Origin of the sequence: Alteribacter natronophilus (genome assembly GCF_006007885.1) — a bacterium.
GTDB lineage: Bacteria > Bacillota > Bacilli > Bacillales > Salisediminibacteriaceae > Alteribacter > Alteribacter natronophilus.
Genome location: NZ_VCRO01000003.1, coordinates 295,765 through 310,938, shown reverse-complemented (window position 1 = coordinate 310,938; position 15,174 = coordinate 295,765). Strand labels below are relative to the sequence as shown.

General features: G+C 48.8%; 14 protein-coding genes and 1 riboswitch. Of the genes, 13 read left to right on the top strand and 1 reads right to left on the bottom strand.

The window, feature by feature from the left end; all coding sequences use genetic code 11:
- Nucleotides 1-89: 89 nt before the first annotated feature.
- The 6 genes from FGB90_RS11500 to FGB90_RS11475 all read left to right on the top strand — a co-directional run bounded on the left by FGB90_RS11500 (nt 90) and on the right by FGB90_RS11475 (nt 7,037).
- Nucleotides 90-860, top strand: coding sequence for an electron transfer flavoprotein subunit beta/FixA family protein (locus tag FGB90_RS11500; RefSeq protein WP_138810982.1), 771 nt, complete (start codon nt 90-92; stop codon nt 858-860).
- A gap of 18 nt (nt 861-878) precedes the next feature.
- Nucleotides 879-1,856, top strand: coding sequence for an electron transfer flavoprotein subunit alpha/FixB family protein (locus tag FGB90_RS11495; protein WP_138810981.1), 978 nt, complete (start codon nt 879-881; stop codon nt 1,854-1,856).
- 269 nt (nt 1,857-2,125) lie between these two features.
- On the top strand, nt 2,126-2,971 hold the full coding sequence (locus FGB90_RS11490; RefSeq protein ID WP_171051795.1) for a bacteriorhodopsin: 846 nt from the start codon (nt 2,126-2,128) through the stop codon (nt 2,969-2,971).
- Nucleotides 2,972-3,131: 160 nt separating this feature from the next.
- A complete protein-coding gene (gene trxA, locus FGB90_RS11485) occupies nt 3,132-3,446 on the top strand; it encodes a thioredoxin (RefSeq protein ID WP_138810979.1) in 315 nt (104 codons plus the stop codon).
- Nucleotides 3,447-3,590: 144 nt separating this feature from the next.
- Complete coding sequence (gene uvrC / locus FGB90_RS11480) at nt 3,591-5,375, top strand: excinuclease ABC subunit UvrC (protein WP_138810978.1); 1,785 nt, start codon at nt 3,591-3,593, stop codon at nt 5,373-5,375.
- A 74-nt stretch (nt 5,376-5,449) separates the two neighbouring features.
- Nucleotides 5,450-5,632, top strand: a riboswitch (Lysine riboswitch).
- A gap of 172 nt (nt 5,633-5,804) precedes the next feature.
- Nucleotides 5,805-7,037 carry an aspartate kinase gene (locus FGB90_RS11475; protein WP_138810977.1) on the top strand — a complete coding sequence of 411 codons (1,233 nt, stop codon included), beginning with the start codon at nt 5,805-5,807 and terminating at the stop codon, nt 7,035-7,037.
- 199 nt (nt 7,038-7,236) lie between these two features.
- On the opposite strand, the gene FGB90_RS11470 is transcribed toward FGB90_RS11475, so the two are convergent.
- Nucleotides 7,237-7,707: a YslB family protein gene (locus tag FGB90_RS11470; protein ID WP_138810976.1), complete on the bottom strand. Its 471-nt coding sequence runs from the start codon at nt 7,705-7,707 to the stop codon at nt 7,237-7,239.
- A gap of 285 nt (nt 7,708-7,992) precedes the next feature.
- Between FGB90_RS11470 and FGB90_RS11465 the strand changes: the two genes are divergently transcribed.
- The 7 genes from FGB90_RS11465 (at nt 7,993) to glcT (ending at nt 14,976) form a co-directional block, all read left to right on the top strand.
- The gene (locus FGB90_RS11465; RefSeq protein ID WP_138810975.1) at nt 7,993-9,342 is read left to right on the top strand and encodes a TrkH family potassium uptake protein; all 1,350 of its coding nucleotides are present in this window, start codon (nt 7,993-7,995) and stop codon (nt 9,340-9,342) included.
- Nucleotides 9,343-9,808: 466 nt separating this feature from the next.
- Nucleotides 9,809-10,417, top strand: a complete 609-nt coding sequence (locus FGB90_RS11460) for a succinate dehydrogenase cytochrome b558 subunit (protein WP_138810974.1) — start codon at nt 9,809-9,811, stop codon at nt 10,415-10,417.
- A 70-nt stretch (nt 10,418-10,487) separates the two neighbouring features.
- Entirely contained in the window at nt 10,488-12,263 is a 1,776-nt protein-coding gene (gene sdhA / locus FGB90_RS11455; protein WP_138810973.1) for a succinate dehydrogenase flavoprotein subunit, read from the top strand.
- Nucleotides 12,260-13,024, top strand: a complete 765-nt coding sequence (sdhB, locus tag FGB90_RS11450) for a succinate dehydrogenase iron-sulfur subunit (protein ID WP_210237236.1) — start codon at nt 12,260-12,262, stop codon at nt 13,022-13,024. The genes sdhA and sdhB overlap by 4 nt, the downstream gene beginning before the upstream one ends.
- Nucleotides 13,025-13,123: 99 nt before the next feature.
- The gene (locus FGB90_RS11445; RefSeq protein WP_138810971.1) at nt 13,124-13,588 is read left to right on the top strand and encodes an acyl-CoA thioesterase; all 465 of its coding nucleotides are present in this window, start codon (nt 13,124-13,126) and stop codon (nt 13,586-13,588) included.
- Nucleotides 13,589-13,770: 182 nt separating this feature from the next.
- Nucleotides 13,771-13,995 carry a helix-turn-helix domain-containing protein gene (locus FGB90_RS11440; protein ID WP_110519602.1) on the top strand — a complete coding sequence of 75 codons (225 nt, stop codon included), beginning with the start codon at nt 13,771-13,773 and terminating at the stop codon, nt 13,993-13,995.
- A 141-nt stretch (nt 13,996-14,136) separates the two neighbouring features.
- A complete protein-coding gene (glcT, locus tag FGB90_RS11435) occupies nt 14,137-14,976 on the top strand; it encodes a glucose PTS transporter transcription antiterminator GlcT (protein ID WP_138810970.1) in 840 nt (279 codons plus the stop codon).
- Nucleotides 14,977-15,174: the final 198 nt, after the last annotated feature.

Below are 15,174 nucleotides of genomic sequence, written 5' to 3'. Positions count from 1 at the left end.
CTGAACGGTCGTTCTGCTGGCTCACACCGGGACGGGTGAAGCCGGCAATACATTAAAAATTAATGATTGATCTTTCGGGAGGGAAAACGATGAACATTTACGTGATTTTAAAACGCACGTTTGACACTGAGGAAAAAATTCAGATCACCAACGGCCAGATTGAAGAGGACGGGGCTGAATTCATCATTAACCCGTATGACGAATATGCAATTGAAGAAGCAATTCAGCTGCGCGATGAGCACGGCGGAGAAGTGACACTTGTCACGGTCGGTGAGGAAGAAGCCGAAAAGCAGCTCCGCACAGGTCTTGCCATGGGTGCTGATAAAGCTGTTCTTATTGATAACGAAGAAGTGGAAGACCGTGACCCTTATACAACCCAGGCCCTTCTTGCCGCTTATTTTGAAGATAAGGAAGCCGATATCATCCTCGGCGGTAACATCGCTGTGGACGGTGGCTCCGGACAGGTCGGCCCACGCCTGGCTGAAAAGCTTGGAATTGTGCACGTGACGTCCATCGTTAAGATTGATATTGCAGATGGCAAGGCGACGATCGAGCGCGACGTTGAAGGTGACCAGGAAATCGTTGAAGTGAGCCTGCCTGTTCTTGTCACTGCCCAGCAGGGACTGAACGAGCCGCGCTATCCTTCACTTCCGGGAATTATGAAAGCCAAGAAGAAGCCGCTTGAAACGCTCGATGTGGATGATCTCGATCTTGACGAAGACGACGTAACGGGCAAAACGAAAACTGTTGACCGCTTCCTTCCGCCGGAAAAGCAGGCTGGTAAAGTCCTTGAAGGCGAAGTGGATGATCAGGTGAAAGAACTGGTTTCCTTACTGAAAAACGAAGCGAAAGTGATATAAACAGAGGAGGAACTGACGATGACGAAAAAGGTGTTAGCAGTAGGAGAAATTCGTGACGGAGAATTCCGTAACGTTTCATATGAAGCAGTAGCAGCAGCGAAGGAAATTGCAGCAGGCGGAGAAGTTGTCGGCGTTCTGCTTGGTGAAAATGTAAGCGGTCTCGCGCAGGAGCTGATCCAGTACGGTGCCGACCGTGCCGTGGTAGTGGAAAGTGATAAGCTTGCATCCTACACGCCGGATGGTTATGCCCAGGCCCTTCAGGCAGTACTCGAGCAGGAAGATCCGGACGGCATGGTGCTCGGTCATACGTCAATCGGCCGTGATGCGGCGCCGAAACTGGCTGCACGCCTTGACTCAGGCCTTGTATCTGACGCAACCGCGATTGAAGTGGCCGGTGAGGAAGTCATCTTCACCCGACCAATCTATTCCGGTAAGGCATTTGAAAAGAAAGTAGTGGCTGATGGGAAAGTCTTTGTGACGATCCGCCCGAACAACATTGCTCCACTTGAAAAAGACGAGTCCCGCTCAGGAGATGTGAGCGAGCTCACTGTGGACATCAAGGACATCCGCACGATTATTAAGGATGTTGTCCGCAACACAGCTTCCGGAGTGGATCTGTCCGAAGCAAATGTCATCGTTGCTGGTGGACGGGGACTGAAAAGCGGAGACAACTTCAAGATTCTTGACGAGCTTGCAGACGTTCTCGGTGCAGCAGTCGGAGCATCCCGCGGTGCCTGTGACGCCGAGTACTGTGACTATGCCCTTCAGATCGGCCAGACAGGTAAAGTTGTCACGCCTGATCTCTATATTGCAGTCGGTATTTCCGGAGCGATCCAGCACGTGGCCGGTATGTCCAACTCCAAAATAATCGTTGCCATCAACAAGGACCCTGAAGCAGAGATCTTCAACATTGCCGACTACGGTATTGTGGGCGACCTGTTCGATGTGGTACCGAAGCTGACGGAAGAGTTCAAAAACGTTGTAGTCAAATCATAATTATAAAAGGCCGGATGCTTTTTCTGAAGCGTCCGGTCTTTTTTTACGCTGCGTTCGTGCAGATTGCTGCTATTCCTCAAATTAATTATGAAGCGATGCCCGCGGAAAGCGTCCGCCTGCAGCGGAATAAAACATCAAACTTTCCGAAAACAGTTTTTTTATCGTCATAAGTGGAGTTTCGTCTGCAGAGGCACAATTCTGCAAAAAGGAATATTCCGGGTCTCTTTATGGCAGACTATGGAAATCACTGCGTAAAGGAGCTGGCCGGAATGTCATTGGCTTCCCAGCCGGGACTCAACTTTGAAAACATGTTTACCTACACCCCCATGCAGCACGATCTTATAGCCCATGTCCTTACACTCGGGTTTGTTGCCCATGCAGCGGGTCTTGTTTATTTTGCATTTGCCCAGAAGGACATTCACCCAAAGCTGAGAACAGCGACCATCCTTTCGTGTTTCATCATGGCTGCAGCTGCTCTGAATCTGTTCAGGCAGTTTTCCTCATGGAATGACGCGTTTACCTGGAACGGTTCAGCTTATGAGATGGAGCAGACATTTTCAAACGGTTTCCGTTACTTCAACTGGTTTATTACACTGCCCCTTCTCCTGACCCAGCCCATGTTTGTTTTTGGAATCAGAGGGAAGATCTTTGTACGAAACACAGTCATTTTTGTGGTTTCCAGCACGGTGATGGTTTGGACCGGGTACATCGGGATGATGCACGAAGTCACCTCCACCTTTCAGTACTGGTTCTGGTTTATTGTGGGGTCCATTGCCTACATTCCCATCCTCTGGCTTCTCTATGATGTGTACTTCAGGCAGCGTGACCAGGTTCCGGTTCACGTGGTGCCGCTTGTAAGAAAACTGTTTATTTTCCAGCTGATTTCATGGAACGTGTACCTGGCTGCGTATCTTATGCCCGTATTTTCCTTTTCCGCAGACGGGGCTGCCGTCCGCCAGATTCTTTACACCATCGCGGACATCTTCTCTAAACTGATTTACGGTGCCTGGCTGTCCTACATTGCCCTCAAAATCAGTGCCCATAAGGGATATCAGCCCGCCAAGGACAAGCTTACGTCGATTTTTGCAGGTGGAAAGGAACGGGAAACCGGATGATAAAAAAACGTTTTACACCTGTGGAGCATATGTTTTGGCATAACGGCAGAATTTCGATAAAATAGCAATTGCAATCCGCAAAATGCGGTTACCCGCAACATTGCCAGGAAAAATGATATACTAAACGGGAGAATCAAACCCTTTAAGGAGGAGTTTTATTATGGCTATTACAAATGCAACAGATCAGAATTTTTCCCAGGAAGTCAGTGACGGACTCGTACTTGCAGACTTCTGGGCACCTTGGTGCGGCCCTTGTAAAATGATTGCGCCGGTTCTTGAAGAGCTTGACGCAGAGATGGGCGATAAAGCGAAGATCGTTAAGATCGACGTTGACGAAAACCAGGAAACAGCAAGCCAGTACGGCGTTATGAGCATTCCTACACTGCTCGTATTCAAGAACGGTGAGAAAGTCGACCAGGTAGTCGGTTTCCAGCCTAAGGAAGCTCTTGCTGAACTTCTTAACAAACACGCGTAAATAAAAACGGACTGTCCGGTATAAAAGCCGGGCAGTTTTTTTGTTGTCATGCCGGCATCAACGAGGTAAATCACACCATTTTCCCGCCCGCCGCCCTGTGTGATAAGATAGAAAGACGAACATACAATCGGGGGTGAACGGCCAATGGATACCCTGAAGGATAAACTGTCCCTGCTGCCGGACGATCCCGGATGCTATCTGATGAAGAACAAGCATGGAACCATTATTTATGTAGGGAAGGCAAAAGTGCTGAAAAACCGGGTCCGGTCCTATTTCACCGGCTCTCATGATCTGAAAACACAGCGGCTCGTCTCAGAGATCCGCGATTTTGAATATATCGTTACATCATCCAACGTTGAAGCCCTCGTACTCGAGCAGAATCTGATTAAAAAGTACGAGCCGCGCTACAACGTTCTGTTAAAGGACGACAAAAGCTATCCGTATCTGAAAATCACGAGCGAGGAACATCCCCGCCTTATCACTACGAGGAAAGTGAAGAAAGATGGGGGGAAGTATTTCGGGCCCTATCCGAATGCCTTTGCGGCCAATCAGACTAAAAAACTGCTTGATAAGCTTTATCCGCTTCGGAAATGCCGGACGCTGCCTGACAGAGTCTGCCTTTATTACCATATCGGTCAGTGTCTGGCTCCGTGTGAGTTTGATGTTCCGCAGGAAACAAACAGGGAACTGGTGAGCCAGATTACCCGTTTCCTGAACGGGGGACACAAGGAAATTAAGAAAGAGCTTACTCAGAAAATGGAGCAGGCAGCAGAAGAACTGAATTTTGAACGTGCAAAGGAGCTTCGCGATCAGGTCCAGCATATTGAAGCGGTCATGGAAAAGCAGAAGATGGCCCTGACCGATCTGGTGGACCGGGATGTCTTTGGAATCAGCTACGATAAAGGCTGGATGTGCGTTCAGGTTTTCTTTGTCCGCCAGGGCAAGCTGATTGAACGTGACGTGAGCATGTTTCCCATGTACCAGGAAGTGGAGGATGACTTCTATACGTTCATTGGGCAGTTCTACGACGATCCCCAGCATAAAAAGCCGAAGGAAATCTTTCTCCCTGAGGAAGCTGACGAACAACTGGTCACTGAGTTTCTCGACGTGAAAGCTTTCAAGCCGAAAAAAGGCCAGAAACGGGAACTCGTCAAGCTGGCCGGTAAAAACGCTTCGATTGCTCTCAAGGAGAAGTTTGATCTGATAGAGAGAGACGAAAAGAAAACGATCGTGGCTGTCGATGAACTCGGAAAAGCGCTGCAGATCGAAACGCCCCACAGAATTGAGGCGTTTGACAACTCGAACATCCAGGGTGTGGATCCGGTATCTGCGATGGTGTCTTTTCTCGATGGCAAACCGGATAAAAAGAGTTACAGGAAATACAAGATCCGCTCCGTTCAGGGACCGGATGATTATGAATCCATGCGGGAGGTTGTCCGCAGGCGCTATCTGAGACTTCTTAAAGAGGAACAGCCCCTTCCCGACCTGATTGTCATCGATGGGGGGAAAGGGCAGATCTCGGCTGCCCAGAGCATTCTGGAAGATGAACTTGGACTGGCCATTCCCGTGTGCGGTCTAGTAAAAGATGAGAAGCACCGGACTTCCCAGCTGATGATCGGGGATCCGCCGCGGGTCGTTCCTCTGAAAAAGACGAGTGAGGAATTTTATCTGCTTCAGCGGATCCAGGATGAAGTGCACCGTTTTGCCATCTCTTTTCACAGAAACGTAAGGAAAAAAGGAATGTTTACTTCCGTGCTGGATGAGGTAGAGGGTATAGGTGAGAAACGAAAAAAATCACTTCTGAAGCACTTCGGTTCCGTTAAACGCATCAAGGAAGCGAGCGAGGATGATTTCCGTAAAGCCGGGCTTCCGGCCTCAGTGGCAGCCGGTCTCAGGAAGAAACTGGACGAAGACAGCGGAAATTCATAAGCAGAAATCTGTTGCTGTCTGTACGGATGTCTGGTACACTCGTAAACAGTTGAATATCAGCTTCAGCCAATGAAGTGACTGATAGAGGAGCGTACGTGAAGAGTAGCGCATCTGAGGGGATTGAGACCCGGTGATGCTGCGTGAAAGGAACGGACGCCGAAGTAAAGGAACGGCTCAATCGTTTTTTTACTGGATCTGCATCTAAGAGATGCAGGGCTGTCATACAACGATTTGTTGTGTGGAGAACTATCTCACCGGGCGACGCGTGTGATATCGTAGTCGGTACGGCAGTGGGATTGTGATCCTGCTGCCGTTTTTTGTTTCCCAATCAGTCCTCTGCGCGCGGAGAGGTACAGCTTCCGCGCCGGAAAAGTCAGATAAATGGTGCAGATATGTCTTCATGTGTAAAAAACTGAGGAGGCGTTTTGATTGGCAACAGTTGTTCAGAAGTTTGGCGGTACGTCAGTAGCAGATGCGGCAAAAATCAGCCGGGCTGCGGGACGGGTGAAAAAGGCAAAAGACGAAGGATACGATGTGGTTACGGTGGTTTCCGCTATGGGAAAATCAACGGACACACTGGTGGATCTTGCCCATCAGCTGAGTGATAATCCTGATAAACGTGAGATGGACATGCTCATGAGTACCGGAGAACAGGTAACAATCTCCCTGATGGTGATGGCTCTTAAGGAACAGGGAATCGATGCAGTTTCCCTTACAGGCTGGCAGGCGGGCATCCGCACTGAACCGGTGCATCAGAATGCCCGGATCACCGACATCGAAACCGATGTCATTGAGTCTCATCTGAAGGAAGGAAAAGTTGTTATTGTTGCAGGCTTTCAGGGGATGACACCTGACGGGGAAATTACCACTCTCGGACGGGGCGGTTCGGATACAACGGCTGTTGCTCTGGCAGCTGCACTGAAGGCGGAAAGCTGCTCTATTTTTACCGATGTGACAGGAGTATACACTTCCGACCCCCGTGTGGTGAAGGAAGCGAGACAGCTGCAGAGCATTTCCTACGATGAAATGCTCGAACTGGCCAACCTTGGAGCAGGGGTCCTGCATCCGCGGGCGGTGGAGTTCGCTAAAAATTATCAGATCCCACTTATTGTAAAATCAAGCATGGTTGAAAAAGAAGGTACGCTCGTGGAGGAGGAAGCATCGATGGAACAGAATCTCGTAGTTCGTGGTCTGGCGTTTGAAAGTGCTGTAACAAAGGTGATGGTCGAAGGGATGCCGAATGAAGTGGACACACTGTCCAATCTGTTTTCGTCCCTTGCCGAGTCCGGAATTAATGTGGATATCATTATTCAGCAGGTGACGGAAAACGGCCGGATCAATGTGGCATTTTCCATTCATACCCAGGCACTGAATGATACCCTTGATGTGGTGAAACGCAATCAGGAAAAACTGCAGTATACGAACGTTCATCATTTTGACCGTCTGGCAAAGGTTTCCATTGTCGGGTCAGGAATGATCTCCAATCCCGGTGTAGCTGCCGATATGTTCCGTGTGCTTTCGGAACAGGGTGTGCGGGTGCAGATGGTTTCCACATCGGAAATTAAAGTATCCGCTGTAGTTGAGGAGGAAAAAATGGTCGGCGCAGTTGAAGCGCTGCATACATTTTTTGAGCTCGATGAGCGTGTTGAGGTGAATGTTTAAACGTCACTGAGCTTCTGCCGAGCAGGAAGGAAGCTTCGCTTTACGCCGAGCGCTCGCTTTCCGCGGCGATGCCGGCAGGCCTCCGTATGCTGAGCCCTGCGGGGACTCCCGCGGAAAGCGTCCGCCTGCAGCGAAAACTGAAATAGACTGTGAAAAAAAGAAAATCCCGTCCGGGTTAAATACGCCGGCGGGATTTTTATTATTGTGAGTCTGTATCGACAGGGTCTTTTTTGTCCCACCTGACGGTAATTTCATAGGTCAGTGGTTTCTGTCTGCGGATTTCATACGCGGCTTCAGCAAGGCAGCCGGTCTGGTTCTGTATTTGTTCGGCAAGAAAGCCGCACTCTAAAGACACAGACTTTCTATCCTTCGTATGCCGGGTTCCTGTCAATTCGAAGATCTGCTGCTGTTTTTTTTCCTTTACGAGCTTGAGGACTCCCCATTTTGCACGGTAGAAAAAAGACGCTGTATCCCGGGAGGAACTCTGCGGGTGTTTCCGGGCCAGAGCCTTCCCGCCCCAGTAGAGGATTGCTTCTTCGTGCTCTCCGAGAAGCTCGGGGATAAGTTCGTTTCGAATCAGGTCAAGGCTGAAATCTCCATCAGGGAGTACAGCTTCAGTCTGCTGTTCTTCCCTTTCCTTTTCAGCCTGCTTTACATCTTGATTAGACATAATTGTCGCCTACTTTCCATGCCGGTTCTAACCAGGCCGGTCATTATGATGGAGCCTGAACCAGGCTGATCGGACCGGTTTGATGTCTGATTCCATCTTATCACAGCTTTTTGTCTGCAGGATAAGAAATTCGAACCGTTTTTCAGGGAGAACTGGTGCACTGGTGTGGAAATCCGTACAAAGGCGAGTGAGCAGAACAGCAGTGGGGAAAAATTACAGATTTTTCATAGAAACCACTTCAGTTCAGTGGTATACTAAGTCGCGAATATAGATGGAGGTCCGGCGATGAAACTCGGTTTTTCCAAACTTCTAACACCATTTCGAATCATTTTAACTGCATATGTAATCGCCATGTTCGTGTTCAGCGTTCTGCTGTTTCTCCCGTTCTCATCCCAGGAGGGGGTGACGGTGAGTTACTCGGAAGCCCTGTTTACTTCTGTGAGCGCTGTAAGTGTAACCGGACTGACAGTGGTAAATGTCTCGGAAACATACAGCGGGTGGGGAGTCCTCTTTCTGGCCCTTGCCATTCAGCTCGGGGGAATCGGCGTCATGACCATCGGAACGTTTGTATGGATGATATTCGGAAGGAAAATTCATCTGTCACAGCGTATGCTGATCATGGTCGATCATAACCAGATTGCTTTTTCGGGGCTTGTAAAACTCATGCGGGGAATTCTGGCTGTGGCCGTGGGAATTGAAATTATCGGTGCCCTCATACTCGGTACATACTACCTGAATTATTTTGATACTGCGCTGGAAGCCTACTATCAGGGGGCGTTCGGTGCACTTTCGGCCTTTACGAACGCCGGTTTTGATGTCACGGGCCAGTCGCTGATCCCATTTGCAGATGACTATTTCGTTCAGATCGTAAATATCCTCCTGATTATTGCAGGGGCCATCGGCTTTCCGGTTCTGATGGAAATTAAGGAGTACCTTACTTCAAAGGATAACAGTTTCAGGTTCAGCCTGTTTACAAAAATTGCAGTGTCCACGTACTTCATCGTGCTTGCAGTAGGGTTTATCGGTCTCTGGATCCTGGAACGAAACGAATACTACGATGGGCTCAGCTGGCACCAGCAGCTGTTTTTCTCCCTGTTCAATTCAGCAACAGCCAGGAGTGGCGGGCTGGCAGTTATGGACGTAAGTGATCTTGGACTGGCAAGCCTACTGCTTCTATCCGGACTGATGATTATCGGTGCCAGCCCTTCCAGTGTGGGTGGGGGAATCCGGACAACTACACTGGCTGTAATGTTCCTCACCATCCGGAGTTTTGCCATGGGACGGAGCGATGTCAAGGCGTTCGGCCGGGAGATTCACCCTGAAGACAGACAGAAAGCCTTTATTGTACTATCTGTATTTATCGTCGGGCTGTTCACATCCATCGTGCTGCTGGCACATTTTGAGGACATGGATCAGATTGCCCTGATGCCGATTATTTTTGAAGTCAGTTCGGCTTTCGGAACATGCGGGCTCTCAATGGGAATTACCAGTGAGCTGACTCAGGCAAGTCAGAACACGCTGATGATTCTCATGTTTATCGGCCGTGTCGGACTGGTGGCATTCCTCTTCTCCATTCGACGGCGGGAACAGAAGACGCTCTACAAATATCCGACAGAGAGAATTATTGTTGGGTAAAGATAAAAAGGGGAATAAAGGTATATTAAAAAAGTACGAGAGTCTAAATAAATACGTGTGCCGGCATTCCGTTGCCTGCGCACGTATTTTTTCTGTCAGTCACAGGCAGTGGTTATAATTCAATTGTCCCGGCTCCTGGAAGGAACATGATATGCTGAAAGTTCCACGATCTGGCAGAAGACGAATCGGAAAGGGGAAATTTTCTTTCAGAAAAAGTCTAGGATTGTGTCCCTTTGAACGTTTTTTTGTTAAAATAAGTTCTGTATCCGCTTTCTTGACGAGCCACTTTTAGTGGGAGTACAATATAAATTGTCAAAAAATCGTAAGAACTTGGGATTTGACGAAAAATGACTGAAAAAGATGAGGGAGAGAAGTCCGGTGAAGGGGGCTCGAAGGAAGGACCAGTAAGACAAAGTATCACATACCTGTTCAGAAAATTTAAAACTAATACAGGGGGAAAGAACCGATGGCACAAAATCGAGAGTATTTTTTGCGAAAAATGCATTCTTTGCTGGGTGTTATTCCAGTAGGTCTTTTTATTATCGTCCACTTTGGTGTGAACTACTTTTCCACACGGGGTGAAGCTGAATATAACCAGGCAGTTAACTTCATGGAAAACCTGCCTTTCCGCTACACGATGGAAATCTTCATTATTTTCCTTCCGATTCTGTTTCACGCAATCTACGGAATCTACATTGCTTTCCAGGCGCGCCACAACACAAACAACTTCAGCTACTTCCGCAACTGGATGTTCCGTTTTCAGAGAATCTCAGGCATAATCGTTCTGATCTTCATGGCCTGGCACGTGTGGGAAACACGGATTGCAGCCGCTATGGGGCAGGAAGTAAACTTTGATATGATGGCTAACATTGTGGAAAACCCTGTAGCCCTCATTGCATACATTATCGGAATTGTTTCAACAACGTTCCACTTTGCGAACGGACTATGGTCCTTCGGTATTACGTGGGGTATTACGGTATCACCCCGTTCACAGCAAATTTCAACGTATGTCACGCTTGGAGTGTTCCTCGCTCTTACCTACGTAGGTGTAGCTTCCATCCTGGCATTCGTTTAATCAGTCAGAAACCGGTATGAAGCAGGTTTTTAAGCCGCTTCGACATGCACTATGAGAAGGAGTGTTACAGATGAGCAAAGGAAAAATTATCGTTGTCGGCGGTGGCCTTGCAGGCCTGATGGCGACAATTAAAGCCGCAGAAGCCGGCATGAAAGTAGATTTATTTTCGGTCGTTCCGGTGAAACGTTCCCATTCTGTGTGCGCGCAGGGCGGTATTAACGGAGCACTGAACACGATGGGGGAAGGGGACTCCACATGGGAGCACTTTGATGATTCCGTATACGGAGGGGACTTCCTGGCCAACCAGCCGCCGGTAAAAGCAATGTGTGATGCAGCTCCGGGAATCATTCACCTGATGGACCGGATGGGCGTTATGTTCAACCGTACACCGGAAGGACTTCTTGCCCTTCGACGCTTTGGTGGAACGCAGCACCACCGTACGGCATTTGCCGGTGCCACTACAGGTCAGCAGCTGCTTTACGCTCTGGACGAGCAGGTGCGCCGCCATGAAGTGGCCGGTCTTGTTACGAAGTACGAAGGCTGGGAGTTCCTCAGCGCTATTGTTGACGAGAGCGACGGCCGCTGCCGGGGAATTACAGCCCAGAATCTGGGTACTTCCGAAATGCAGTCGTTCCGTGCGGATGCTACGATTCTTGCAACAGGAGGACCTGGAATTATCTTCGGTAAATCCACGAACTCCATGATTAATACAGGCTATGCGGCGGCTTCTGTTTACAAACAGGGTGCCTACTACGCAAACGGGGAATTCATTCAGATTCACCCGACTGCGATTCCCGGGGATGACAAACTGCGTCTTATGAGTGAATCTGCCCGCGGGGAGGGTGGCCGTGTCTGGACATACAACGAAGACGGCGAGCCATGGTACTTCCTTGAGGAGAAATACCCTGCATACGGAAACCTCGTACCTCGGGACATTGCCACACGGGAGATTTTCTCTGTATGTGTGGACAAGAAGCTCGGTATTAACGGGGAAAACATGGTGTACCTTGATCTTTCCCATAAAGATCCTAAAGAGCTTGATGTAAAGCTTGGCGGAATCATGGAGATCTATGAAAAGTTCATGGGAGATGACCCGCGCAAAGTACCAATGAAGATTTTCCCTGCGGTTCACTATTCCATGGGCGGACTCTGGATTGACTATGATCAGATGACAAACATCCCCGGCCTCTTTGCAGCAGGTGAATGTGATTACTCCCAGCACGGTGCAAACCGTCTTGGAGCAAACTCGCTGCTCTCTGCCATCTACGGCGGAATGGTTGCCGGACCGAAAGCGGTGGAGTATATCAGCGGTCTTGAGCAGTCCAGCGAGGATCTCAGTTCCCAGGTGTTTGACAGCCAGCTTAAAAAGGACCAGGAACAGTTTGAGGACATCCTTAAGATGGATGGAGACGAAAACGCGTTTAAACTTCACCAGGAGCTCGGTGAATGGATGACGGACAACGTAACAGTGGTTCGTGAAAACGACCGTCTTCTTAAAACTGACGAAAAACTTCAGGAACTGCTTGAGCGTTATAAAAACATTAACATCGACGATACGGCAAAATGGAGCAATCAGAGTGCAGCCTTTGTACGTCAGCTTGACGGCATGCTAAACCTGGCCCGGGTTGTCACCCTAGGTGCATACAACCGTAACGAAAGCCGCGGCGCCCACTTCAAGCCTGAATTCCCTGACCGTAACGACGATGAGTGGCTCAAGACAACGAAAGCAAAAATGAACACAGAGACCGGAGCCCCTGAATTTGAGTACGAAGATGTTGATGTTTCCCTTATTAAGCCTCGTAAACGTGACTACACGTCTAAGAAACAAGGGAGTGTTAAATCGTGAGCGAAAAAACAATCCGTTTAATTATTACCCGTCAGAAAGATCAGGACGGGAAATCCTATAAAGAAGAGTTTGAACTTCCCTACCGTGAGAATATGAACGTCATTTCCGCGCTTATGGAAATCCGCCGGAACCCGTACAATGCCCAGGGAGAGGAAACAACAGCAGTATCCTGGGAAGCGAGCTGTCTGGAGGAAGTGTGCGGTGCCTGTTCGATGGTCATTAACGGCAAGCCGCGCCAGTCCTGTACAGCCCTTGTGGATCAGCTTGAGCAGCCGATCCGTCTTGAACCGATGAGAACATTCCCGGTTGTCCGCGACCTCGTCGTTGACCGCAGCCGGATGTTTGATTCCCTCAAGCGTGTAAAAGCCTGGGTACCGATCGACGGCACATACGACCTGGGGCCTGGTCCCCGGATGCCGGAAGCGAAGCGCCAGTGGGCCTACGAGCTTTCCAAGTGTATGACGTGCGGTGTCTGTCTTGAGGCCTGCCCGAACGTAAACGACAAGTCCGAATTTATCGGACCGGCAGCCCTCTCCCAGGTGCGTCTGTTTAATGCTCATCCAACTGGAGCGATGCATAAAGCGGAACGCCTGAATACGCTGATGGATGGAGACGGCGGTCTGTCGAATTGCGGTAACTCCCAGAACTGTGTGCAGGCATGTCCGAAAGGCATCCCGCTTACAACATCCATTGCTGCACTTAACCGCGATACCACACTGCAATCATTTAAAAACTTCTTCGGAAGTGACAACAACTTCTAAAGCCTGATTTGGAAAGGACAGTACAATTGCTGTCCTTTTCCTGCAAACACACAGTGAATGATTGTTCATTCATATAAATGAAAGAAAGGGATGAGGTTAATGGCATTGCCTGATTACATCGAAGACCTGGAAAAATGGCAGTCGGAATTCAGTCACAGCTATCCGGTCACGGTCCGTTTTTCCGAAACGGATGCATTCGGCCATCTGAATAATACCGTTTCATTTGTCTACTTTGAGCAGGGCCGTATTAATTTTTTCAAGGACATCGGCTTTGGGGAAGAGTGGTTTGCAAAAGGGGGAGAGGGAATCCCTGTCACAGCGGATCTGCACTGCGATTACAAGAGACAGGTATTCTTTGACGAAAACCTGGAAGTCCACGTGAAGGTGGCAGGGATCGGAAATTCATCCATTGACCTGCATTATCTTATCACCAATGAAGCAGGCAAAGTATGCATGACAGGAAGGGGCCGCATGGTTCAGGTTTCCCGGACGAGCGGGAAACCGCTGTCCTGGAGCAAAGCTGCTCTGGAGAAGCTGGAAGCTTCACAGGCGATAGCCGGGTAACGTCTTCGGCTGGACATACAGTCAGCCGGTTCTTTTAAAAAGCCCCGAAAATAAACGGGAAATTCGTGCCTCTTCTTTTATTCGCAAGTCACACCCATCCGGCGGATGACATAAGATAACATGACTAAATACTATTCAACCCGCCAACGTACGAACAGCCCATGCAAGAAAGGGTGAAATGATTGAAAGAGCACGATTTCCGGCCAAAACCGCTATTAACCAAACGAGAACGAGAAGTATTCGAGCTACTGGTACAAGATAAGACAACTAAAGAAATCGCATCAGAATTGTTCATCTCTGAAAAGACTGTACGAAATCATATATCCAACACAATGCAGAAGCTTGGAGTAAAGGGGCGCTCGCAAGCAGTCATCGAACTGATCCGACTAGGAGAACTGAAAATATAGTGATAACCGGCTTCTGTAAAAGGGAGCCGGTTTCATTGTATTCACACGCAGAAGACTTGTTCCGGGGCATGTGCGAGCATTGACACAGTGGGAGCCTTGGCTTATGCTAATACGGAGATTTGCAGAGGAAAGGGAAAGGCCATGTCCCAGAACTATACCGTTGAAAAAGTACTGAATAATAATGTTGTCGTGAGCCGGGGTGCATCCAGAGAGGAATTTATTCTGATCGGCAAAGGAATCGGTTTTGGCAGAAAACAGGGAGATCGTCTTCATGACGATAACTTTGAAAAGGTATTCAAACTGTTCAGCCCGGAGGAGCAGGAACTGTACAAGCAACTTGTACAGGATCTGGATCCTGTGGTGCTTGAAGTTGTTTCCGAAGCCATTCTGCTTATCAGGAAAAGACTTGATATTCCCTTGAACGAACACATCCATATCGGTCTCACCGACCATATTGCATTTGCGGTAAAGCGCATCCGCCAGGGGCTCGAAATTAAGAATCCGTTTCTTGAGGACACGGAACTCCTTTATCCACGGGAATTCCAGATTGCCGAGGAAGTGGTGAATTTCCTGAATAAAAAACTGGAGACCGAACTGCCTTCAGCAGAAATCGGCTTTGTTGCCCTTCATATTCACAGCGCTTTATCGGACAGGCCTCTTTCAGCCGTTAATGCACATGCGGGACTGCTCCGAAGGCTTATTGAAGTAATTCAGGATCAGCTGAAAATTACAATCGACAGGCAGAGTATCGACTATGCCAGGCTGCTGAGCCATTTAAGGCGTGTCATTGACCGTGTTGAGAAAGGGGAAGCCGGTGAGACCCAGGAAAAACTCGCCTGGCTCTTGAAACAGGAATATCCGGTGTGCTACAATCTTTCCTGGAAGCTGATCAGAATAATTCAGCATGAACTGCAGAAATCTGTGCCCGAAGCAGAAACCGTTTACATCACGGTGCATCTTCAGAGGCTCCTAACATCATAAATAACACTTTTACGTGTTACTGATTCGATCAGGCATGAGTAAAAAGGTGTATACGAACCGCTGGCTGGGGATACCTAACTCTAACAGGTGCCGCTGCCGACCTCGGAATTCGTGTATCATTTTTTACTCGTGCCTTTTTTGTTTTTCTGCAAATTATTATTCTATCTGACAGCGTTACCACAGGAAAAGGAGGAATGT